The organism is Legionella santicrucis (assembly GCF_001468135.1).
GTDB lineage: Bacteria > Pseudomonadota > Gammaproteobacteria > Legionellales > Legionellaceae > Legionella > Legionella santicrucis.
In genome coordinates this window covers 17,159-39,309 of record NZ_LNYU01000004.1, presented here as the reverse complement: position 1 = coordinate 39,309, position 22,151 = coordinate 17,159, and the positions used below count along the sequence as shown (strand labels likewise).

The following is a 22,151-nucleotide window of genomic DNA, read 5'->3' as shown; positions in this document are numbered from 1 at the left end:
CTTTTATTTATAGGTTAACAAACATTAAATATTCGCATAATAAAGGAGTTTCTTAGTTTGATGGTCATTTATAATCAAGGAAATCCTTTATAGGCTATGATGGTTGATTTTTTTAAATTAAAAGGCACGATTAGATTAGAATTATTGATTTGTATACTTATTGAGTAACTCGCTTCTGCATTTCAGATTAAAATTTGAGGAAGCGACATTTAAAATACTGGCGCTAAGGAAGGCATTTATGAATACAACAATTATTCGTCGCTGGTTACCTTTAATCATGTTAATTGGATTATTGGTCCTTTTCTTTACTTTCCGTTTGAATAAATATTTTAATTTTGAGATGTTACAAGAAAACCGTACTTTGCTCATTTCTTGGACCAAATCTCATTATTTGAGTGCATCTGTTCTTTTTGTGGCGTGTTATATATTTTCTGTTGCCATTTCTTTTCCTGGAGCAGTGTATCTTACTTTGGTTGGCGGCTTCCTTTTTGGTATATTCTGGGGGGCTGTCTTTGTCGTTCTAAGTGCCACAATAGGCTCCACACTTCTTTTTTTTGCTGTGCGCACTTCTTTGGGGGACTGGTTGGCTCAAAGAGCATCGGGCTGGGTAGGACGAATGCGTGAAGGGTTTCAACATAATGCTTTTTCTTATTTGCTTACTTTACGTTTAATTCCTATTTTTCCTTTTTGGGTTGTTAATATTGTACCTGCACTTTTGAACGTGAATGCTAAGACATTTATAATGGCAACTTTTATTGGCATCATACCTGGCTCTATCGTTTATGTTATGCTTGGTAATGGTTTAAGCCATCTATTTGCAGCCAATCAAACACCTAATCTTCATATTATTTTTGAACCGCAAATATTAGGGCCTTTATTGGCATTAGCTGCTCTTTCTTTAATACATCCAATCTATAAATTTTTTACTCGCAATCATCATAAACGGCAAGGCAACGCTAATAAAAGCACAACAGATAATCGCCAAATCATAAGCTATGATTTGGCGATTATTGGCGGTGGAGCAGGCGGCTTGAGTCTTGCCTCGGGTTGTGCTCAATTGGGTTTAAAGGTTGTATTGCTCGAAGCGGGCAAAATGGGAGGGGATTGTTTGAATTATGGTTGTGTTCCCTCCAAGTCGTTATTGGCTGCTGCAAAGGCTTTTTATTTCACAAAACAAGCAGAGCTCTTTGGCATTTGTTGTAAGGAATTAAATCTCGATTTTCATCAGGTAATGAAGCATGTGCATCAAGTCATTGCCAATATTGCTGAGCATGACTCAGTGCAGCGTTTTGAGGCTTTAGGAGTAAAGGTAATCCAAAATACAGGGAAGTTTCTAAGCGCGAATGCGTTGCAAGTAGGGAATATGGTGATTCAAAGTAAGTATTTTGTCATCGCAACAGGCTCCTCTCCTTTGATACCAGCCATTCCAGGATTGGATGAGGTGCCTTATTTTACTAATGAAACTGTATTTTCTATAAAAGAAAAGCCAAAACATTTAATTGTAATTGGCGGAGGACCAATTGGATGTGAATTAGCTCAAGCTTTTGCCATGTTAGGCTCGGAAGTGACTTTATTAGAGCTATTCAATATTCTTCCTAAAGATGATGTGGATTGTGTTGAAGTCGTTCGTAGTCAATCAAAAATGATGAATATTGCTATTTACGAACAAATTAAGGAGTTGGCAATAAAATCTCATTTGGATGCTCATATTACTGTATCTTTTAATTACCAAAACAATCATATAACAATTACTGGTACCCATTTACTGATTGCTACTGGACGTCAAGCAAATGTTGACGGTCTTAATTTAGATAAAGCAGGAATTAAATACACATCTAAAGGTATTGAGGTTAATGATCGTTTGCAAACCAGTAATAAGAAAATTTATGCTATTGGTGATGTGATAGGGACCTATCAATTCACTCATATGGCAGAATACCAGGCAGGAGTCGTTCTGCGTAATGTGGTGTTTAAAATGCCTTCTAAGGTTGATTCTCGTGCTGTGCCTTGGGTTACTTATACTGAACCAGAATTAGCGCATGTTGGCATGCTTGTAGCTGATGCATTAAAACAACCGCACCTAAAAATTACGGAATGGTCTTTTGCTGAAAATGACCGTGCACAAACCGGACAAAACACACAGGGAAAAATTAAAATTATTACAAATAAAAAGGCAAAAATTTTAGGTGTTACTATTGTTGGTCCTCATGCTGGCGAGCTTATTTTACCTTGGATTATGGCAATTCGGGAACGAAAGACATTACGTACATTTACAGACGTAATCATTCCTTATCCTACATTAAGTGAAGTAAGTAAACGAGTTGCTGGAGCATTTTATACACCTAAATTATTTTCTAATAAAACACGGACACTGGTTCGATGGTTGCAAAAATTGGGGTAAATTATATGATTGAACAACATGTAAGAGAACATTATCAGCAAATATTTGTGAATCCAATAGCAAATCATTTGCCTTATTTCATAACTCCTAATCAAATTACCTTGTTATCAGGTATATTAGGCCTTCTTATTTTTCCGGCGTTGCTGTTTCATCAGGAGTTTTTGGCAATTTGCTTACTGCTCTTATCTGGATATTGCGACACTTTAGACGGAACAGTGGCACGTTTTAGTCAGCAAACATCAAACTGGGGATCGGTTTTAGATATTATGATTGATCGCTTAGTGGAGTTGGTGGTTGTTTTGGCTTTGTGGTGTGTTGCACCTCTAGAAAGAGGATTGTGGTGTTTATTGATGCTGGGTAGCATGCTTTTGTGTATCACCAGCTTTCTGGTAGTTGGTATTTTTTCAGAGAATCACTCTCAAAAAAGTTTCCATTATAGCCCTGGACTTATGGAGCGTGCTGAAGCTTTTTCTTTCTTTATTGCAATGATGGTATGGCCTCATGCTTTTGTTTTCCTCGCTTTTTTATTTACACTGTTGGTAACATTCACTGCTATTGTTCGTCTTAGAGATTTTTATAATCAACGAGAAATAGTAGATTAATAATGCAAATAACGAGCTGTTGACAATTGGCCAACACACTGTAAAGAAACCATTGCTATTTCATTTATATAGGAAGATTTTTCTTTTCATCAGGAACAGGTGGTACGGCACTAAAAAAATGTGCAATTAATAAGATTAAAAAAGCAGCTACTAAAAGATGAAGAAAAATTTTTGCAATAAGGGTCAGCGTAGGATTAGTTCCCTTATATAAGTAAATCGCCATGAGAATAGCGATAGCCAAAAATGTAAATGCTCCTATTAACATTATTATTCCTTTTAATTAAATACACACGTTTATCCCTATTAAACCGATTAGAAAAACTAAAGCCCACATCACCCAAAAGACCAAGAGCTTGCAAGTATATCGGAAATGCAATAATTTTACTGTTAAAGCAGTAATTAATGATAATTTTTTAAAATTATGCATCTAAAATGCTTGAAAATTTCAAAAATTACTTCTATGGCAGTAATTTTATGCTTTTATTTAGAAATTATTGATAACTTAATTAAATAAATCTAATCGCTCACATCGTTCATCTAGCAATTGGAGATATTTTTTTTGCATTTGCTGAGACAAATAGCTGAAACCAATCAGTTGGCGCCATCTGGGTATTACTTGTTGGAATTCTTGCATAATTCCGGCAATGACCTTCTGGTTTAATGTGAGTTGTTCAACAGCAAAATATTTAAAAAAATCACGTTTAGTTAAATTGTTTTTTCTACCCCTTAAAGGTAGAGCCATTTCTTCTTTGGCATTTTTTAAAGCGATGGTTGAGTTAAGTAAATCATATGCAGGGGATAGAGAAATTTTTTTATCTTTTGTAATTAGGGAGAAATTTTTTAAATGCATGTCTTCATTGCCGACGAGGAAGTTAAATAGTGTCAGCTTGAATAGTTTAACGAATTCAATTTTGGGGAATGTACAAAATTTTTCTATGATAGCCAGCACTTTTTCCATGGAGCTCTGATATTTTGTATAGCGATCTTCGCCTGATAGCTGTGCAAAATCTTCTACTGCTAATTTTTTATTATGCCCTATTCGATCAAATCGTTTAATGAAATACGTCATACTGTTGTCTTTAGAATACACTAAACCATGAACTGGTACTTCGAGGCCAATAGTTTTTGCTAATGACATAGTAATGGCTTCATTTTCTGGCAATTCAGGGAAGTTGTCACTTTGTGGTTTTAAAATATAATGACCATTTTGATCAACGATTTCAAAACATCCTGCCTTAACTTTTAATTGTGCGCTTAATTTCTTTTGAACACCTTGAATCGACATTTTTCCTACACGGTCGAGTGCTTCTTGTCTTTGCTCATTAGCACTTAATTCTAATGGACTAAGTTTTTTTAATTGAGGTGAAAGTAATCGTAACCCACGTTGTGAATAGCTTTCTTGGTCACTTATGATTTCATAAGTAATAGGGCAGTATTTCATTCTAGTTCCTCAATAGTAACTGCACCCACAACGTCATGTCCAACTGTCATCAATTGACCAAAGTAATCATTCCTATCGATTTTATATTTTCGTAATAGCGCTTCAAGCATAATACCTTCTGGTAATAAACCCTCAAAGAACGGAGGAAATATATCGAAGTCGTACACCTTGTTTGTTAATGGCATTGTCAGAGAAACTGGTGCCCCGTGATAATCATTAAAGTAAGTAAATTGATATTTTTCATCTTTTAATTCTTCTAGAATCCCAGCTTTGGTCCCATTAACCAATACGCATGCTTTTCTCATGAATTATCATCCGTTGTTTGTGAAAAAGGTGTTTCGAATTTCATTCGGATATTCAAAACATCCAGTACTTTTAATAATGTATTTAACTGCACTGTTTCTTTACCTTTTTCAATATCAAATATAACGGTTTTGCCTACGCCTGCTAATCTGGCTAGTTCTAGTTGTGATAATCCGCTTTGTTTGCGGTAATAATGGACTATTTTTGCGATCTCATTAGGGAGCATATTTACATTATAAATTAAAGGTTTATTACTTTTATAGCAGTAAAAATGATGAAATAAAAGGTTTCTAGAGTGATGTTATAACAAAAATACAATAAATTTACTTCTATGACGGTAAATAATGATGATTTATAAGTTCATGCATTTAAATTGCTTAAAAAAATTTAAAAATTACTTCTATAGCAGCAATTTGGTGTTTTAATGATTCATAGAGTCAGAATTGATAAATTAACGTAAATTGATAAAATAGATTCCTGCCAGCAGCTATATACGCTGAGACAGGAAGAAAATTACACACTTCTTAGCCTAAAGTTCTTGCTGGTCTATGTTCAGCATGGCTTACTATTTCGTGTAGTTGTTTTATACGGTCGTTTAAAATAGCTACAGCTTGCTCATAACCGATGGCATGCGTTCTTCCTAGTCCTGAATAGCCAGTAGCCTTTCTATGCGCATTTAAGAGTAATGCAAGATCCTCTACCGCTTGTTCATAGGTGGGATCTTCTGGTTTGATAATTGCTTTGAACACTCCTTCCGCAAGAGGGCGAATAAAACTCATATTAATATTGAGTAGTGCATAGTGACGGTCTTCTTTTCGGCGCCCTGAAAAAATTGATTTTATTTCGTGTAGGCAATCTTTATTTTTATCAAGAAGATGAGCATATTCTTGCAGACTGCCAGACGTAATTGCCAGTTCGGGATCCATCACTTTTCTCATGTAAAAAGAACAAGCGATTTCCTCTTCGGACAATGAACGTTTAAAGCAGCATTTAGCCGGACCAAATTTTAAAATAGCCATACCATTATCTGCGATAATAGGTATCGCTTTGGTTTTTCCTTGATAATCTAAAAAATGATTCTTCAAATAGGCTCCAATGTGGGAGTTGCTATCTCGAGTAAGTTCTATTTGTTCAGGGGTTAGAACAAGTGTTCCTATAAGCGCTTTAGGCTCTCCATCTACTGTTCCGATTAACTCTTCATCGTGGTAATGATGGTAATGCAAACCCCAGGCATCCACGGCGTGAATTTTCAAATGTTGAGAAGGTTCGTTAGGGTGATGAATAACCAAAGAAAACGGTTCGGCATCTGTTTGAAAAGGATGAAAATCTTTAAGTTCTATTGTAATGTCTGAAGTGTCTTCTATCCTTAGAAGATGTGGCAATTTTCTATAATACAATTTGCCCGTATAAGATAGCTTTGATGTGTTAAGAAAAGCCGGATTAAAAGGAATTATTGTGTTTTCTGCAAGGTTAGCTGGTTCAGCCGCTGGTTCAGGATGAAACCTCCAGCTCGTTTCGGATATATTTTTAAAATAATAACCCCATCCTAATTCTGGATCTTTCCCTTGAATTCTTAATTCGCGTGCATCATCGCCCTGTCCTGTCAAACGAATACACACCTTATGGGTAATATTAGGGAGTATATCATCTACTGGGTGTTCCACCCATCCTTGCAAAGGCAATTTACGAACGCCATGTCCAAGAAAAAAACTTCCTTCATGACCATCGGGGGGCTCAACGACAGGAGTATCTGTATAATTTACTTTCAATCCTGGACAAGCACCATTGATTTCATAGTCAATCATGCGGGTAAACAAATGCAGTTTTCCTTCTGAGTCTATGGCAGAAAGAAAAACAGTGGAGCCAGCTGCACTGATAGACTGACCTTGAGTACCCTGAGGAACAAGAAATCCTCTTGAAAAACTGGCGGGTAAACCTGTATCCCAATAGACTATTTTTAGTCCATCCTTATCGAGCACGTACAGGGTTGGTGTAAATCCAAAATCGAAATGGACTCCGTTAGCATCACTGAAGAAGGAAACGATTTCATTTGGGTGGATAAAGTCGGTTCTTCTTATTTCAGGTTTAGTGCGTACACTGCAACTAAAAGCCCAAGCTCGCCGAGTGTGAGGAAGAAAAAGTTTGTCACTACTTATATAATCGGGAGCGCCTACTATATTTTCCCAGTGAAGAGGCCTATTGTTTTCAGTTGGTTTGAAAAGATAAACACGATCTAAATTCGAAACTGCCACCACGATATCGCTTGCAACACCAATCTCAACAATTTGCTCCTCAGAAGCAAGAAGCGACTCCATATTTTTATTATAAGGTATCCCTATACCATCAAAAAGTTTCCATCCAAGAGCATCAGGATCGTCCTTGAGCGAAACGATATCGCCGCGAACTAAAGTTTTGGGATCTTCAGGCGTTTGTGTTCGTAGGTAAATTTTCCCATTATTTAATAAATAATCAAAGTTAAAAGTGCTGCCCGAATGATGATCCGGAATAGGGTTGATTGGACCTGATGGGAGAGATGACAATGGTTGGTCTAAACTAGAATTAGGCATTTCCTTTCCTTATTCAAATAAAATATAACCTATTTTTTTGTAAACCAGAACCCTGAACAAGTCAATAAATTTTTAAACTGGTTGTTGCCGATAAAAAGTCTTTACTTGAAGCCATAAATGAAAGAAGCGATTTTTAAATGAAATAGAGGAATTTTTATTAGGCAATGGAAAATGGGCATTACTTTAAAAAACAATATAAATTAATTGAAATAAAAAATTGCCTTTGATAACCCTAAGATATTAACTGCTAAGTGCAGGCATAAAAATCATGGAATGAGTATTGATGATATTTGTAAAACGCTTAAAATATCTCGGGTAGCCGTGACAGAAATTATGATTTTAATTAATTTTAAATTGGAGAGTACAGGTGAATAATAATAAAGTTTTAGAGAAGCCAAATAATTGGTTTCGGCTATGCAGTATTGCTTGTTTCGGTTTATTAATTTGTGTTAGTAAAAATGCAGCTGCAGAAAATATCTTGACTCTAGGTCAAATGGCCTCACAAATTACAAATTCATTTGAACAGCTGGCTAAATTAATTACTGCTGGTTCGTATATAGCTGGTTTAGGTTTCTCTATCAGTGCTATTTTGAAATTTAAACAGCACAAAGATAATCCAACCCAAATTCCGATTGGAACACCAATAGCTTTGGTGTTTATTTCTGCTGTGCTATTGTTCCTCCCATCTTTCTTAGGAGTGGTCAGTTCCACAATGTTTGGTGAAAGGGGTGGTGAAGTCGCAGGACCTAAAGGAACAGTTTTTGCGAGCGTAGATCAAAGGTTTGATTTTCCATAACTATAGAATATTTTGTCTGATCTTCTCCTAAAGGAGAAGATGGGAATATTAAATGCACCACGTATAATGCCGTCAACAATGGTACGTAGCATGCAGTTCTCCTTTATTTACTCCAGCCATGAATGCTTATGTGATTATCATGAAAATTTAGACTAATGCTGCAAATTTTTCTCCTTGGATAGTGTCACTATTTTTTGAATAAATTCGATTTTTAACCCATCCTTTATTTGTTTATAAGATGCCTAAAACATTGCAATTTCAGAGCGCGTAAGAAGTTGAATTGCCATTATAATTAGTCCATTATCATCCATGATTGATTATATTATAGACAGTTTTATTGATACTTAAATTTGGGCAGAGTCTACCCAATTAAGGAGGCATTTTAATCAAGTTAGCCTAATATTAAATTTAATCCATTTTGTTGTATTTGATTTTCGCACTATGTAAATGAGGTATTAAATTTGATTTAATACCTGCACCAATTCATAGGGTTTCGGTGAGTGACCAGATGGGAAGGTCAAGATTTTTTTATTATCAAACCCAAAGCGTTTTGCCATATCAAGTTGTGATTTTGAGGTACGATTTTATCCTAACTGCATAAGATATAGGCGGTTTATGGATGATGAAGTTGTCTATCTTGGTGCAATACTAACAGGAGTAGTATGTTCTTTAAATAAGTCAATTAAACGCTTTGCTGAAGGACCTATTTTGTGCGGTTGATGATGCACTAGATAAACTGGATAGGTCCTAATATTATTCTCTGCCATGTTTAGCGGAAGTATGGGCAAGTTACGTGCCTCAACAATTTGCTGAGGCAACCAGCCAAAACCAATTCCATGGGCAACACATTGAATTTTCATTTCCAAGGTACTCACTTTCCAATGAAATTCCGAACCTAACCAACCCTCATTTCGTTTTTGTTTCAGCCCAGAATCTTGAGCAATGATATAACGTTCTTCATAGAGATCCTCAAGAATTACTGTTGTTTTATGTAAGGGACTGTCTTTATGTGCATAAGGAATGAAATCAATATCCAGTAATTTATGACCCGTATATCCCTCTGGAATTTTTGAAATAATAGCCAACTCAGCCTCCCCATTGATTAATTGATCACTAGGACCGGATAAAAGTCCATGGTTTATGATCAATTTAGTATATTTATTTTCTTGACTAAACTGTTGTAATACAGCCAGTAAAATTGTAGAGGGAAAAATCTCATCAATGGCAATTCTTAGTGACTTCTCATAGATTGATTTTAAATTGAGTGCCGCATTCTCTAAATTTTTTGCACTTCGGAGCAGTTGTCGCGATAGTTTTAGGATTTCAGCACCTTGCTCTGTCAGTACCGCCTTCCGGCCTTCAATTTGGAGCAACTGCACCCCTAACATTTCCTGAAGTTTGGCAATTGTATAACTAATATTGGATTGGCTTTTATGTAATTTAATTGCTGCTTTAGCAAAACTTCCTTCATCAATTACTGTTTGCAATACTCGCCATTGCTGAAGAGTTACTTTTGTCATTGTTTTCCAAATCCCTAACTAATCTAAATTTTAGATGAATATGGTCAAAATTATGCGCTTTTTTAATTTTTAAAGCCATTTATAATCAATTTTGTTTAACAAACAAGGAAAATAAATGAACAAAATACTCTTATCACTAGTTGCCAGTGGTTTATTGATTAATTCCGTTTCCACCTTTGCAAAATCAATTCAGGAAACCAACAAAGACATCGTGAGCCAATTTTATCAAAAAGCCCTCAATGAAAAGGATTTTGATGGCGCACAACCTTATTTGGGTGATTGGTACATTCAGCATAATCCAATGGCGCAAGATGGAGTTATCGGATTAAAAAATTATATTAATTATCTGAAAACTGCTTATCCACAATCTCATAGTGAAATAAAACGAATTTTTGCTGAAGGAAATTATGTCATTGTACATGTCCATTCTGTTCTCGAGCCTGGAACTAAAGGAAGAGCAATCGTTGATATTTTTCGTCTGGAAGACAATAAAATTTATGAACATTGGGATGTAATTCAACCCATCCCTGATGAGTCTGCAAATAATAATGGGATGTTTTAGGTTATATAATCATCGTTGTACTCGCGCCTAGGTCAGGTCTTTACTTTTGGCTGAAAAAGCAAAAGTAAAGACCTGATCTAGGGCGTGTACACAAGCCATTTGATAGATTAGTCACCAGCAAGACAATTATTACAGCCAAATTAGTAGTTTGTTAAACAAATAATTTGTATAAAGTATAAAAAACTCTATCTTTTTGCTTTATGCATCAGTACTGCGCACCAGAAGCACTGGTGTTGTGGCAATTCGAATAATATTCTCCGCCACGCTACCCAGAAAGAGACGACTAAAGCCACGTCGGCCGTGCGTGCCTATAATTAATAAATCAGCAGGCCATTCTTTTGCTGCTTCAACAATTACCTCGGCTACTCTTCCCTGCAATGGTTTTAATTCCAAAATGGATGTCTCAGGTTTGAGAGATGATAGCTTCGCTATTTTTTTTGCAGCATTATCTAATATCTTTTCTCCATCTTCCCTACAAGCAGCAATAATTGAAAGATAGTCAAAAGAGGCTCCACCATAACGAATAAAGCTTTCGTCAACAACATGGATAATTCGTACATTAGCGCTCTGATCTTTAGTTAGTTTGATTACTTCGTCTACTAAGGAGTCAGATATCTTACTCCCATCAAGTGCTAGCATAATATTTTTATACATTATAATGGCTCCTTGCTCGTATTAATTTCAGAGAGATTGTAGTGCACTAGTTCTATCAAAATGAATCATGCTGTCAAATTGGTAGGGTAAATGTGTAAAGAAATAATGACTAAGGCGTTCTGTTTCTGGCCGATAAATCACTCCTATTGCTCGTTGTAATCGTGGAATTTTAAGAAAATGCTCCAATTCATCATTACCTCTCAGATTTAAAATAAAATTTTTATAACGAATAAAATGAAATAACTCTTCATAGCTACCAGAAAGTCCGGGAACAATTTTTTTGCTTTGGGCTGGTTCATCCCAGTCCGAAGCTGCAGTAACAAAACCATCATAGGTTGAAAAGCCAATCGAATAAGTATCCGTATGCTGTTCCCGTACCAGTTGCCCAATATTCACTTCACCTTTTTCACCCATTTCAGTAGCACGCGCATCACCTAAATGTGAATTATGAGCCCAAATAACAACCTTAGCCGGCTTATTAAAACGATGCTCTAAATGGTCAGTAATTACATTAAGCGTTTCAACCATATGTTTATCACGAATATTCCAAGAGGTGATATGTCCTTCAAACATGGAGCGATAATAGGCTTCTGCATTTTTTACTAAGCGAGCATTTTGTGCTGCGAAAAAATAATCATCTTCTGCACTTTTATCTTTATCATGCAGGAATTTAAAGGCATTATGCTGTAACTCATAAAGCGTTTCTAGTACTTCAACAATACATGATTTTTTTACTCTGGTATTGGTTAGGTAGCCATACATTTGGGGATCAACATTTAGATGGTCAAAACAAGCATAACGTTTTTTGGCCTGTTCAGCAGCATTGGGATCAACCTTTGTTAAATAACTAATAACTGCTTGCATCGATGCATTAATACTGTATAAATCAAGCCCATAAAATCCAACTTTATTTAAAGTTGTTGGCAATTTATTATATTCATGTAACCATTTGAGAAAAGGGGGCATGGTTGTATTGCGCCACATCCAGGTTGGAAACCTTTTAAAATCATCCAAAGCGCTTTTGCTGTTATCAATCTCACTTCGACCTTGTATGTACCGATGTACACGATGAGCATCAGGCCAATCTCCCTCTATAGCTACAGCCATAAACCCTTTTTTTTGAATAAGTTGTTGTGTTATTTCAATACGAGTCTGATAAAATTCATGGGTTCCATGTGAGGCCTCACCTATCATAACAAAACGCGCATCACCAATTTGTTCCATCATTAAAGAATAATCAGTTGGTTTTTCTAGAGGGTTTGCCGCTTCATTAATTACATCAATGAGCTTGAGTTGCGCATCGATATTCATAAAAAGTCTCCTTACCTGCTATTGAGGCTTGGGAAAGTACATATTCCAAAGGAATCAAAGCATTGTGCTTAAATGCTGGGCTTTCTAGTGAGAAACTCAAAGTAATCTCCTTATATTTGTGATTTTTCCTGTTTTTTTCGTTTTAATTTGCCATAAATTAAGAAAAGTAACTCATTTAAGCATAGCATGATCACAATACGGTTGCGTTTTTATGAGGAGCAAAAAAATTTATTGGGAGGGGAATCATTTCAATAAATTAAAGAAATGGATTGCAAAAATGCTCAATGAAAATCCCTAATAATCCATTGTTAGTTTTAATTAGAATTCTAAGCCAATATAATTCTGAAAATCGTCCATTTAAGTAACTATCAGTAAGTTTAGCCAATCGAATGTATGACTCTTGCGAGATTTCCTCCGACAAAGGTATTCAAGCTAATTTCCCCGCAAATCAAAAGAAAGTGTTACATTTGCATTTTTTAATGAACAACATATATAACCTAATGTATAGAAACAATTTTTATTCAAATTAACCAAAAAAAACGATACACTCCGTACTTTTTATAAAACCAACAACAAAAGAGGTACAAAATGTTAAATTGCGGAGATAAAGGGTTGGACGACCTGCAAGAAAAAGGGGAAATAATATCCATTGACACTTGTTGTGGCAATTCAGTCTATGGTGATCATGAATGTCGAATAGCGCTGGAAAATGGGGATAAAATATTCAGCTATGTTAGTGGGATAACAAAACTGGTTCAAATAACTCGAGAAGAGACGGTTTATGAAAAGACTGTTACGGGCGGCATGGCAAATTTCATTTTATCGTTTTTTGGCAAATCCAATCAATCTGCACCCCAGCCAGAATTTAGTAAGGGACCTGCAGGGGAAGATTTTGATAAAAATAAACAATCTATTTCTGAAAAAGAATTTAACGATGTACTTTCTACTTTACCTCCTTCCATTCAAACTTATCTAGAAAAGCGCGAAAAAGAGAGCAATAATGTTTACATTATGTCTAATAGTAATCGGAATCAGATGACCCTCTAAAACGTACTATGGCTTTTTATAAGCTTATCTTGATCCTATTGAGAACCGGCCTGATAACCTCAGCGAAGAGAAGCAAGTAAAAAGGAGATGTATTTTTAACTCAAGATCCTGCTATTGAAGTCATCTATCAATTTCAGCAAGAGCTTCATTATAAATTTATGTTGTGGGCAAATGAAAAACCATTTGTGAATGATGCTGAAGAAATTGTAAGGAGAGAGGATTCTTTAATAAGTATCGATTGATTTTACTCATTTCGAGATTCAAATCAAATCGATACTTGCCTCGTTGATTCAAAAACCTCATCATTTATGGCGAGAGAGATGTCAAAACTGTTCTTCTCTCTAAAGTAGGGGGACCATTGGGCACTTCACTCAACCTCGCATCAAAAAATTTTAGCCCAGCTTGCCTAATTTTAGAATGATTAGGTTTGGGAGATTTTTCTGATGTTAGAGTATTATTTTGAAGTGTCTCTGGAGTATGGCTTTGACTCATTTTTTCTATCAGTGGCCTCTCTATCGGTGAAGGATATTGAGTCGATTTTTTTCTATGAAAAACGGTAGGCCAAGTAAATGCTATCGATACGAATACTAAAATGACTGGAGACAATATTGCCATGGTAATGGTTAATGCAAGTTTTGCCCCTATTGTTTCTCCCAGTGTTTCACCAATATGAATTCCACTTCGGATTCCACCGGCAACAGAATAAGCAAGAGAATCACCTATCAAAGCACATAATTTGAGCATGTTGATAGCCCCATACTTTATCTTTTGTGCTCTTGTTTGGTATTCTTCTGGTGCTTGATGTATTGATTCAAATTTTTCTTTTAGATCGACATACGTTTTCGGGTTAAAGACTTTATATACTTGTGAAAAAGTATTAACAATCATGGTAGTCGAAGTGCATACCATTGAAAGAGTATGTGCTAAAAAGGTATCAGGATTAGCACCTAAAGCATTAAAAAGCTTATTAACCCCTGATGCCGTAGTAAACCAAGTGAGCGTCGCATAAACAGCTAAAAAGACTGTACTTACGATTCCTAATAAGACACATCGCAAAAGACCATAGGGTTTTTGATAATCTTCAATAAAAAGATTTTTAAATTTTGCATAATTTTCACGTATGCCTACAGCTTGAAACGAATAAAAAGAGATAGCTGCAATCACAGATAACCCAATCGTAATTGCCAAAACTAGAGGGTTAGAAGCGAGCAGACCTGCCCCCAAAAAAGTGAGAAGTCCTACGAGACCAGCATATCCAGAAATGCCCGCAGAAATACATGCCAACAAGGTTACGATACCAAAAATTAATTTCTGACCTCTATCGAATATTGTTTTTTGTTTTATATTTTCTTCGAGGGTCGTAAATGTTTTTTGTTTTTTAGGTTGAAAGCCAGCACTATCAAGCATGGCTTGTCCACGACTTAATAAGCAAACTATTCCGTTACATAAGGAAAGTACTATCGCTAAGCCGAGGCTTATGCCAAAGGGCACTCCTAAAGTACTTAATAATCCAAGGCAAAATACCATACAAAGCGCCATGGAGGTAACGACTTTGCCAGTGACTAAGGGCACTCCTTTTATCAGCCTATTTCTATTTTGAATGGGGGTTCTTGCAAATTCTTGGCCATTGCAAGAGTAGGTAGCGATTTGTAAGACCTCTTGCTTAGATAGTCTTTTTCCACCCGAAAGTATTTCCCCCCACTTAAAGGTAAGGAAACTCCAAAAATAGTGGGAAAACGGACGTTTTAGAATATCTGTTATTCGAAGATCCCCATTTAGAATAGCTTGTTGGACTTTTTTCGACTCTTCTTCAGTAAATTGATATTGGTTGAAAGAAGCAATAATCCAATCTTTTTGGGTACGAAATTTTCTTCTTAAAACCATTATGACTTCAGGACGTTTATGAATAGCAAAATCGATTTGATCTTGTTCTAATAAACTAACTATTTCTTTCATTCCGACAAATCCCTTTTTAATACAAACTGTGTAGCTTATTTATAATTTCACAAAAATTCCATTTAAATTTTTAGAAATTAATTATCAATAGGGTATGAGAGCTATCATTTTCATTAGAAAGGATTTGACATACTTTGAGAGTTACATTCTAATCGTATTTTTTTATCATGATATGGATCATCATGGCATTTTTTAATTTTCTAAAACCTGCTCCTTATCTTGATGAAATTCAGGATAAAACCATTGTTAAACAACAATATCGTTATTGGCGTATTCGCACCTTTTATGCAATGTATATAGGGTATGTGTTGTTTTATTTTACGCGAAAAAGTTTTACCTTCGCGATGCCTGCATTACAAAGCGCCTTGGGGATGACCAAAACTGAACTGGGAATGATTGCTAGCATTTTGAGCTTAAGTTATGGTATCAGCAAATTTTTAAGTGGAATTCTTGGCGATAAGTCAAATCCTCGTTATTTAATGGCGATTGGGCTAATTTTGACAGGTATTGTTAATATTTTGTTTGGATTGTCTTCTACCTGGTGGTTATTTGCTATTTTTTGGGGATTGAATGGTTGGTTTCAAGGATGGGGATGGCCAGGATGTACAAAATTATTAACACATTGGTATTCTCAATCCGAACGTGGTCGTTGGTGGAGTATTTGGAATACATCACATAACGTTGGGGGTGCATTAATTCCATTGATTGTTGCCATGTGCGCGCAGTATTTTGGCTGGCGTTCAGCCATGTTTGTGCCTGGGATCATCTGCATTTTAGGAGGTATTTTTTTAATCAATCGTTTAAGAGATACTCCGCAGTCGCTTGGTTTACCAGCGATAGAGCAATATAGGGGAGATTTTTCTGGTTTGTCAAATCATCACCAAGAAAAAACAGAATTCTCAGTCAAAGAAATTCTTTGGAATTATGTATTAAGCAACCCATATATTTGGATGCTGTCCATTTCTTATTTATTTATTTACATTGTCCGAACAGCCATTAATGATTGGAGCATGCTGTACTTAACGGAAGTGAAGGATTATTCCTTAATCACAGCAGGTAGTTGTGTCATATGGTTTGAGGTTGGTGGTTTTTTTGGAAGTTTAGCTGCCGGCTGGCTTTCTGATAAAATATTTCAAGGTAAACGTAATCCAATCAATGTTCTTTTTACTGCGGGTGTGTTTGCCACTTTGTTGCTATTTACGTTGATTAGGGGATATACACCATTCATCGATTCTTTGTTTCTTTTTTTCTTTGGCTTTTTTATCTTTGGACCACAAATGATGATTGGTATGGCGTGTGCGGAGTTAGCACATAAAAAAGCAGCGGCGACTGCAACTGGCTTTGCCGGATTTTTTGCTTATTGTTTAGGTGCTGTTCTGGCTGGTGCTCCTTTGGGTGCAATTATCAAAAATTACGGCTGGGATAATTTCTTCCTCACATTGTTTATTTGCTGCTTGATTCCATTATTTATGATGCTGCCACTCTGGCATGTGAAAGCCCGTCCAACGCATCGTAAATCAGAATTTTCAGGCAAATCTGAGTTTGCTTAGTGATTGCTTCTCTTTTTAGAGAGCCATTAAGAGCGGATCGCTCTGGGATCGTTCCTTGATGTTGTTAAGTGTTTAAAACAGTAATAAAAAAATCTGTCATTTAAACCCGTATTACAATTTTAAATAAGCTATGCATTTATTTATATGGTATGGTAATCCTCTGCTCATTTCCCCCCAATATACTAGTGATCATAACTCAGTGATAGGCATATTAACTTATCACTTAGTGATTAAGAATCTTTTATTAAAAAAGGATGGATAGAAAATGTATAAAAAAACCAAACTTCCAGTAGTATTTTTTAGTAAAGCTATTATTTTATTATCAGCGAATCAGTCTTTTGCTGATGCAAGTCTCACTATTACTCCATCCCAGCCAGTATTACAAACCGTAACCATTGGGTCATATTTAAATAGTGATGGGGGCACTGCTCCTTTAGCCTATTATGATGGTGGTATCGAGTGGAAACTAAGTTCCTCTCTACCACTCCCTTCTGACGTCCTTCAGCTTTCTGGCAAGCAGTATAGTTTTCTCAACGGTGTTGCCTGCTATAAAATGGGCCATTCTTGTACTGCGATAGGAGCTTATGTTACTAATGCTGAGGGCCCAGATGCACCGGGTTATGCACCATTAAGCTATTTTTCGACTGATAGTGGTGCTCATTGGAATTTAAGCGCCACACTCCCTTTGCCTAAAGATGTAAGTACGCCAGCTAATAGTATACGTACCGCTCTTTTCGGGGTTGCATGTGCCGGATCAGGACAATCGCATTGTTCTACTGTTGGATATTACAGTAACAACACTGGTGCCACTGTGCCATTAAGTTATACATCAAGCAATGGAGGTAAGAAATGGAAACTTAGTGAAACACTCCCTTTGCCAACGGATGTAATTATTCCAACCAACAAGCAGAACAATATACTCTATGGCATTTCCTGTGATCCCAACGGTGAGTCATGTACTGCAATAGGGTCTTACACCAATAATAACAAATCAACTGTCCCATTAAGTTATACATCAACAAATCGAGGACGTTCATGGACCCTCAGTCAAACTCCTCTTCCTCTGCCAGCAGATGTTCCTAATAGTAATCAGTTGAGTGAGCTACGCGCTATTTTTTGTAATGACATGGGATTCTGTACTGCGGTTGGGTATTATTATAATAATAGAACAGGGGTTTCTCCATTAAGCTATGTTTCAAGTGACAGTGGCGCTACATGGCAACTGAGCCCGGCATTACCGCTACCCCCTGATGTAATCAGTCAAATCTACCGTCAAAAGACGTATCTTAATGGTGTCGCTTGCAGTCAAACTGATTCAAGTTGTAGTGCGGTGGGTTATTACACAAACAAAAATGGTGTCGTTGCACCTTTAAGCTATACTTCCGTTGATGGTGGCTACTTATGGACTGTCAGTTCATCACCGCTTCCTCTCCCTTCTGATGCTGCGACCGGTATTCTTAGTAATAGCGGGCTGTTTAGTATTATTTGTGATGCATCAAAAAACCTTTGTAATTCAGTTGGATATTACAAGAAAGCGGGCACTATGGGTATTGTTCCATTAAGCTATACTTCGATCGATGGAGGTATTACATGGGAGGTTAACCCTAACAATCTCCAGCTACCTGCTGATGCTACCCAAGTAAATCAATTGTCTCGTCTCAATGGTGTTAATTAATATCAACGAAAATTATAGGCTTCCTTTCTCGTGATTGATTTTATCAATCACGAGGATTCTTTATGTTGCATGAATATTTAACTGTAATAATGCTTGAGTAAAAGAGGTTTTAATCAATCTTATTCGTTTTGAATACTCAGAGCCATCGAAAGGTAATTGCCATATACAATGAAGATGCTCAGGCAAAACAACAAGAGCATGAGTGATGAAGTTAGCTTTTGCTCTGACCGTTCGAAAAGCATTACCTAAATGGTCAATATGCTTTGTGAGATGGTCAGATTGCCTGTCTAATAAAGTTAATGTGAAAAAATAGCTGGCGCCGGGTGAATAATCTCTACGGTATCGTACCATGAAAAGCTTCCTTAAGTTGGACGAGATGATTATATCAAATTTATATGAAAAAGGGATTGCTTGATGGAGTAGATCCTGTATTACGACTTCGTCTAATACAGGCTACGCTTGCTGTAATCGATTCGAATATAATCAATTGCATTTAAGTATATCCTCATTTCTATAAGGAGGGGCATGTACTAATAGTTTTGTTATATGATTGAGAGGGTGTATGTTTTCCCCTTTTTACTATATTTTAACAAATGAATTTGTGGATGGTGAAAGAAAAAATAGCATTGACCTTCTTCAAACTGCTTCTTAGAGATTCTTTAGGAATTAATAACGAAATGCAATTATCGTCTAGAGGAGTCCATAGTGATCGCTAAAATATCAAACACTTTATTTTAATAATATTCTTTTTCCCGCGTTTTCTTGAAAGGAATGAATGTTGTTAAATTAAATTTGAATATTTTTGAATCTAAATTTAAGAGAATATGTTATGTCAAAAAGCAAGGTAGCCTGGTTGCCCGCAACCAGGATTTCTCTGGAGGGTATCTATTCAAAAATAAAAATGTTATGTTCGCCTCAGCAAGTCACCAAGGAAATACATCATGGTTAATTATAGGAGAGATAAAACTCGAGGCGCTGCTTATTTTTTTACTTTGGTTTTAAAAAATAGAAAATCAGATCTACTAACAAAATATATCACATTATTAGGACGTTCAATTCGCCGTGCTAAAAAGAATAATTTTTTCATTATCAAGTCAATAGTTGTATTACCTGATCACCTCCATATGATAATGGAACTTCCAGAAGGTGATTTGGATTATTCAACTAGAGTGCGTCAATTAAAAACATATTTTTCTCAAGAGATCCAATTATTGGGTATACCTTTATTACAAAATGATCGAAATGAGTATAACTTGTGGCAAAGACGATTTTGGGAGCATCGGTTACGCGATGAGTCTGATCTATCTACCCATGTGGATTATATTCATTTTAACCCAGTAAAACATGGTCTAGTAAAAAATGTTATTAATTGGCCTTATTCAAGTTTTCATAAGTATGTTAGTCAAGACATTTTACCGAAAAATTGGGGTGGCGAGTCATTGAAAGGTGATTTCGGAGAATGAAATCCTGTTTGCAAGCAAACAGGCTACAGCTCGCTAAAGCTGATAATGCAGAAAAATTTTCAGTTTGCATCATCAAATTACCATTCCAATAATGCGCTAAAACACCATTAATTTTATTGTTTTCAAAGGAGCCGTAATATTCTCCGTGAAATGGCGCATCTTGGTAGGTAATACCTGAGTGGTATAAGTTGTTTCTTATGAACATGGTCGTTTCTTGGTAATGATTGAGATAGGATGACAATTCATTTATATGCAATTCATCGAGCTTTTTTATCACAATCATTTTTACCTCTGTATGGTGATTATTTTTAATACACTTTTAGGATATATGCTAAGATAGCCCAATATAGGTTATTATTAAATACAAAATCTTAGAATATGATTACCTTACTTCCTCATAATCCTGCGTGGAAAGCTGCGTTTGGAATTGAAAAGCAACAGTTATTACAATTGGATATTAAGAATATAATCCAAGTTGAGCATATTGGCAGTACAGCTATTCCTGGCATTTGTGCAAAACCAGTGATTGATATTTTAATTGGTGTTAAGTGTTTGCGTGAATTTACTTCTGAGGATATCCAAAAAATTGAATCCTTGGGTTATCGATATAACCAGGTTTTTGAAACAGTTTTTCCACATCGGCGTTATTTCCAAAAAGACAATGAATATGGTGAGCGGACGCATCAGATTCATTTGGTTAACTATCCATCTTCTTGGTATGCGAAGCATCTGTTATTTCGCGATTATTTGAGTTTTTATCCTAATATTGCTAATGAATATGAAGCACTTAAGCTCAACTTGAGCAAAATCCATGACAATACGATTGATTATGCTAATGCCAAGAATGAATTTTGTCAGCTTATAGATAAGAAATCCTTTTTACATTTTGAGGTTAATAAACCATTCATTGAAACATCGCGTCTTATTGCATTTATTCCCCAAGTTGCTTGTCACGAAGACTATGCAATAATGCTTTCAAATCCTGAGTTTATTCAATGTTATGGTGTTTCATACAATGAGGACCAAGCTTTAAATCGTTTGGAGTCGGATATAACACATTACAACCAATATGGTTTTGCTCCCTGGATGTGGTATGACAAAGAAACCCACAACTACGTTGGGCGAGGGGGATTAAAAACTTTTATATTTGATGGTAAAGAGGAAGTTGAGTTAACTTATCAAATAGCTCAAAGCTACTGGGGAAAAAGTTTAGCCTTTGAAATGGGGCAAGCATCCCTGGAGTATGCTGAAGAGCACTTGGATTTGGCTAGTACTATTTGTTTTACTGCATACAATAATTATCCATCATTGCGTGTTATGGAAAAATTAGGTTTTAAATTTGAGTTTGATTTTGAGCATGCAGGAATTTCGCATAAATTTCACAGAAAACCTACAATAAAGAAACAAAAGAGGTCTTAATGGATAAAGTAAAAATTGACACCTACTTAGTCCAAAAGCTGATTGCCGAGCAATTTCCACAATGGCAATCACTACCGATACATCCAGTTGCTCAAAGTGGTTGGGATAATCGAACGTTTCATTTAGGTGAAGAAATGGTGATTCGTTTACCTAGTGATAAGGAGTATGAGCCACAAATAAATAAAGAATATCAATGGTTACCATGGCTCTCTAAACAACTCTCATTTCAAATCACGCAACCGATCGCACTTGGAAAACCATCACCAGATTATCCATTGCATTGGAGTATCAATCGTTGGATTGAAGGTGAGACTGCTTCAATACAGAATATTCATGATAAAAAAGAGTTCGCGAAAGCATTGGGTAAGTGCCTAAAAGAATTTCAATCTTTAGATGCTACGGATGGACCTTTGGCTGGCGCACATAATTTTTATCGGGGCAGTTCATTAAAGGCCTATGATCATGAAATGCAGCTTGCAATTCCTAAAATTAAAAACGTTCATGAACAAAGAGTTGCTGCATTATTATGGGAACAGGCACTTTCTTCTAAATGGCGCTTAAAGCCAGTTTGGGTTCACGGAGATATAGCTGTTGGAAATATTTTAGTTCGCCATGGAAAGCTGTGTGCTATTATCGATTTTGGACAACTTGCTGTAGGTGATCCTGCTTGTGATTTGGTAATAGCGTGGAATTTTTTTTCTAGCGAAGAACGAGAAGTATTTAAAAATGCAGTTCAAGTGGATAATGATACCTGGATACGCGCTTTAGGATGGACATTTTGGAAAACCTTATGTTGGCCAATTAAAAGTACTAATGTAAAAGGTGTCTTGCATGAAATTTATACCGATTATAATGCGCTTAAATAAACATGCGAGAAATTTTGC

20 protein-coding genes are annotated in these 22,151 nt (G+C 36.0%); 10 read left to right on the top strand and 10 right to left on the bottom strand.

From position 1 onward, the window contains the following. Nucleotides 1–238 precede the first annotated feature (238 nt). Both Lsan_RS00760 and Lsan_RS00755 read left to right on the top strand, forming a co-directional pair. Complete coding sequence (locus Lsan_RS00760) at nt 239–2,401, top strand: FAD-dependent oxidoreductase (protein ID WP_083505057.1); 2,163 nt, start codon at nt 239–241, stop codon at nt 2,399–2,401. Continuing rightward, nucleotides 2,380–3,003, top strand: coding sequence for a CDP-alcohol phosphatidyltransferase family protein (locus tag Lsan_RS00755; protein WP_237762001.1), 624 nt, complete (start codon nt 2,380–2,382; stop codon nt 3,001–3,003). The genes Lsan_RS00760 and Lsan_RS00755 overlap by 22 nt, the downstream gene beginning before the upstream one ends. A 64-nt stretch (nt 3,004–3,067) precedes the next feature. On the opposite strand, the gene Lsan_RS00750 is transcribed toward Lsan_RS00755, so the two are convergent. The 5 genes from Lsan_RS00750 to Lsan_RS00730 form a co-directional block, all read right to left on the bottom strand. Beyond that, nucleotides 3,068–3,268 (bottom strand): hypothetical protein, encoded by a 201-nt coding sequence (locus tag Lsan_RS00750; protein ID WP_058512633.1) that lies wholly within the window; start codon nt 3,266–3,268, stop codon nt 3,068–3,070. Between the two features lie 237 nt (nt 3,269–3,505). Beyond that, complete coding sequence (locus Lsan_RS00745) at nt 3,506–4,444, bottom strand: HipA domain-containing protein (RefSeq protein WP_058512632.1); 939 nt, start codon at nt 4,442–4,444, stop codon at nt 3,506–3,508. Continuing rightward, nucleotides 4,441–4,749 carry a HipA N-terminal domain-containing protein gene (locus tag Lsan_RS00740; protein ID WP_058512631.1) on the bottom strand — a complete coding sequence of 103 codons (309 nt, stop codon included), beginning with the start codon at nt 4,747–4,749 and terminating at the stop codon, nt 4,441–4,443. The genes Lsan_RS00745 and Lsan_RS00740 overlap by 4 nt, the downstream gene beginning before the upstream one ends. Beyond that, on the bottom strand, nt 4,746–4,973 hold the full coding sequence (locus Lsan_RS00735) for a helix-turn-helix transcriptional regulator (protein WP_058512630.1): 228 nt from the start codon (nt 4,971–4,973) through the stop codon (nt 4,746–4,748). The genes Lsan_RS00740 and Lsan_RS00735 overlap by 4 nt, the downstream gene beginning before the upstream one ends. A 298-nt stretch (nt 4,974–5,271) precedes the next feature. Continuing rightward, nucleotides 5,272–7,314: a hypothetical protein gene (locus Lsan_RS00730; protein ID WP_058512629.1), complete on the bottom strand. Its 2,043-nt coding sequence runs from the start codon at nt 7,312–7,314 to the stop codon at nt 5,272–5,274. A 367-nt stretch (nt 7,315–7,681) separates the two neighbouring features. Here Lsan_RS00730 and Lsan_RS00725 point away from each other — a divergent pair, with 367 nt between their 5' ends. Next, nucleotides 7,682–8,110: a hypothetical protein gene (locus tag Lsan_RS00725; RefSeq protein WP_058512628.1), complete on the top strand. Its 429-nt coding sequence runs from the start codon at nt 7,682–7,684 to the stop codon at nt 8,108–8,110. 632 nt (nt 8,111–8,742) lie between these two features. On the opposite strand, the gene Lsan_RS00720 is transcribed toward Lsan_RS00725, so the two are convergent. Next, nucleotides 8,743–9,630 (bottom strand): LysR family transcriptional regulator, encoded by an 888-nt coding sequence (locus Lsan_RS00720; RefSeq protein ID WP_058512627.1) that lies wholly within the window; start codon nt 9,628–9,630, stop codon nt 8,743–8,745. A gap of 115 nt (nt 9,631–9,745) precedes the next feature. Here Lsan_RS00720 and Lsan_RS00715 point away from each other — a divergent pair, with 115 nt between their 5' ends. Next, nucleotides 9,746–10,192, top strand: a complete 447-nt coding sequence (locus Lsan_RS00715; RefSeq protein ID WP_058512626.1) for a nuclear transport factor 2 family protein — start codon at nt 9,746–9,748, stop codon at nt 10,190–10,192. Nucleotides 10,193–10,390: 198 nt separating this feature from the next. Here the strand turns inward: Lsan_RS00715 and Lsan_RS00710 are convergent, their stop codons facing one another. Next, nucleotides 10,391–10,846, bottom strand: a complete 456-nt coding sequence (locus Lsan_RS00710) for a universal stress protein (protein ID WP_058512625.1) — start codon at nt 10,844–10,846, stop codon at nt 10,391–10,393. Between the two features lie 27 nt (nt 10,847–10,873). Further along, on the bottom strand, nt 10,874–12,157 hold the full coding sequence (locus tag Lsan_RS00705) for an erythromycin esterase family protein (RefSeq protein WP_058512624.1): 1,284 nt from the start codon (nt 12,155–12,157) through the stop codon (nt 10,874–10,876). Between the two features lie 588 nt (nt 12,158–12,745). Between Lsan_RS00705 and Lsan_RS00700 the strand changes: the two genes are divergently transcribed. Beyond that, on the top strand, nt 12,746–13,204 hold the full coding sequence (locus Lsan_RS00700; protein ID WP_058512623.1) for a hypothetical protein: 459 nt from the start codon (nt 12,746–12,748) through the stop codon (nt 13,202–13,204). Nucleotides 13,205–13,510: 306 nt separating this feature from the next. On the opposite strand, the gene Lsan_RS00695 is transcribed toward Lsan_RS00700, so the two are convergent. Then, nucleotides 13,511–15,160: a hypothetical protein gene (locus Lsan_RS00695; RefSeq protein ID WP_058512622.1), complete on the bottom strand. Its 1,650-nt coding sequence runs from the start codon at nt 15,158–15,160 to the stop codon at nt 13,511–13,513. Between the two features lie 182 nt (nt 15,161–15,342). Between Lsan_RS00695 and pgtP the strand changes: the two genes are divergently transcribed. Then, nucleotides 15,343–16,710, top strand: a complete 1,368-nt coding sequence (pgtP, locus tag Lsan_RS00690) for an MFS transporter (protein WP_058512621.1) — start codon at nt 15,343–15,345, stop codon at nt 16,708–16,710. Between the two features lie 265 nt (nt 16,711–16,975). Next, a complete protein-coding gene (locus tag Lsan_RS00685) occupies nt 16,976–18,385 on the top strand; it encodes a beta propeller repeat protein (RefSeq protein ID WP_058512620.1) in 1,410 nt (469 codons plus the stop codon). Nucleotides 18,386–18,445: 60 nt separating this feature from the next. Here the strand turns inward: Lsan_RS00685 and Lsan_RS00680 are convergent, their stop codons facing one another. Further along, the gene (locus tag Lsan_RS00680; protein WP_193392671.1) at nt 18,446–18,736 is read right to left on the bottom strand and encodes an REP-associated tyrosine transposase; all 291 of its coding nucleotides are present in this window, start codon (nt 18,734–18,736) and stop codon (nt 18,446–18,448) included. A gap of 590 nt (nt 18,737–19,326) precedes the next feature. Here Lsan_RS00680 and Lsan_RS00675 point away from each other — a divergent pair. The 3 genes from Lsan_RS00675 to Lsan_RS00665 all read left to right on the top strand — a co-directional run bounded on the left by Lsan_RS00675 (nt 19,327) and on the right by Lsan_RS00665 (nt 22,133). Next, a complete protein-coding gene (locus Lsan_RS00675) occupies nt 19,327–19,848 on the top strand; it encodes an REP-associated tyrosine transposase (protein WP_058512619.1) in 522 nt (173 codons plus the stop codon). Nucleotides 19,849–20,226: 378 nt separating this feature from the next. Continuing rightward, entirely contained in the window at nt 20,227–21,267 is a 1,041-nt protein-coding gene (locus Lsan_RS21345; protein WP_058512618.1) for a bifunctional GrpB family protein/GNAT family N-acetyltransferase, read from the top strand. Then, nucleotides 21,267–22,133 (top strand): aminoglycoside phosphotransferase family protein, encoded by an 867-nt coding sequence (locus Lsan_RS00665; RefSeq protein WP_058512617.1) that lies wholly within the window; start codon nt 21,267–21,269, stop codon nt 22,131–22,133. Before Lsan_RS21345 ends, Lsan_RS00665 begins: the two co-directional genes overlap by 1 nt. The last annotated feature ends 18 nt before the right edge of the window (nt 22,134–22,151 follow it).

What these genes read in the sequence shown, in the direction of transcription:
- Lsan_RS00735 (WP_058512630.1), bottom strand. Translation starts at nt 4,973, where the DNA reads ATGCTCCCTAATGAGATCGCAAAAATAGTCCATTATTACCGCAAACAA.
- Lsan_RS00685 (WP_058512620.1), top strand. Translation starts at nt 16,976, where the DNA reads ATGTATAAAAAAACCAAACTTCCAGTAGTATTTTTTAGTAAAGCTATT.
- Lsan_RS00730 (WP_058512629.1), bottom strand. Translation starts at nt 7,314, where the DNA reads ATGCCTAATTCTAGTTTAGACCAACCATTGTCATCTCTCCCATCAGGT.
- Lsan_RS00675 (WP_058512619.1), top strand. Translation starts at nt 19,327, where the DNA reads ATGGTTAATTATAGGAGAGATAAAACTCGAGGCGCTGCTTATTTTTTT.
- Lsan_RS00760 (WP_083505057.1), top strand. Translation starts at nt 239, where the DNA reads ATGAATACAACAATTATTCGTCGCTGGTTACCTTTAATCATGTTAATT.
- Lsan_RS00745 (WP_058512632.1), bottom strand. Translation starts at nt 4,444, where the DNA reads ATGAAATACTGCCCTATTACTTATGAAATCATAAGTGACCAAGAAAGC.
- Lsan_RS21345 (WP_058512618.1), top strand. Translation starts at nt 20,227, where the DNA reads ATGATTACCTTACTTCCTCATAATCCTGCGTGGAAAGCTGCGTTTGGA.
- Lsan_RS00700 (WP_058512623.1), top strand. Translation starts at nt 12,746, where the DNA reads ATGTTAAATTGCGGAGATAAAGGGTTGGACGACCTGCAAGAAAAAGGG.
- Lsan_RS00705 (WP_058512624.1), bottom strand. Translation starts at nt 12,157, where the DNA reads ATGAATATCGATGCGCAACTCAAGCTCATTGATGTAATTAATGAAGCG.
- Lsan_RS00665 (WP_058512617.1), top strand. Translation starts at nt 21,267, where the DNA reads ATGGATAAAGTAAAAATTGACACCTACTTAGTCCAAAAGCTGATTGCC.
- Lsan_RS00755 (WP_237762001.1), top strand. Translation starts at nt 2,380, where the DNA reads ATGGTTGCAAAAATTGGGGTAAATTATATGATTGAACAACATGTAAGA.
- Lsan_RS00710 (WP_058512625.1), bottom strand. Translation starts at nt 10,846, where the DNA reads ATGTATAAAAATATTATGCTAGCACTTGATGGGAGTAAGATATCTGAC.
- Lsan_RS00740 (WP_058512631.1), bottom strand. Translation starts at nt 4,749, where the DNA reads ATGAGAAAAGCATGCGTATTGGTTAATGGGACCAAAGCTGGGATTCTA.
- Lsan_RS00695 (WP_058512622.1), bottom strand. Translation starts at nt 15,160, where the DNA reads ATGAAAGAAATAGTTAGTTTATTAGAACAAGATCAAATCGATTTTGCT.
- Lsan_RS00715 (WP_058512626.1), top strand. Translation starts at nt 9,746, where the DNA reads ATGAACAAAATACTCTTATCACTAGTTGCCAGTGGTTTATTGATTAAT.
- Lsan_RS00680 (WP_193392671.1), bottom strand. Translation starts at nt 18,736, where the DNA reads ATGGTACGATACCGTAGAGATTATTCACCCGGCGCCAGCTATTTTTTC.
- pgtP (WP_058512621.1), top strand. Translation starts at nt 15,343, where the DNA reads ATGGCATTTTTTAATTTTCTAAAACCTGCTCCTTATCTTGATGAAATT.
- Lsan_RS00720 (WP_058512627.1), bottom strand. Translation starts at nt 9,630, where the DNA reads ATGACAAAAGTAACTCTTCAGCAATGGCGAGTATTGCAAACAGTAATT.
- Lsan_RS00750 (WP_058512633.1), bottom strand. Translation starts at nt 3,268, where the DNA reads ATGTTAATAGGAGCATTTACATTTTTGGCTATCGCTATTCTCATGGCG.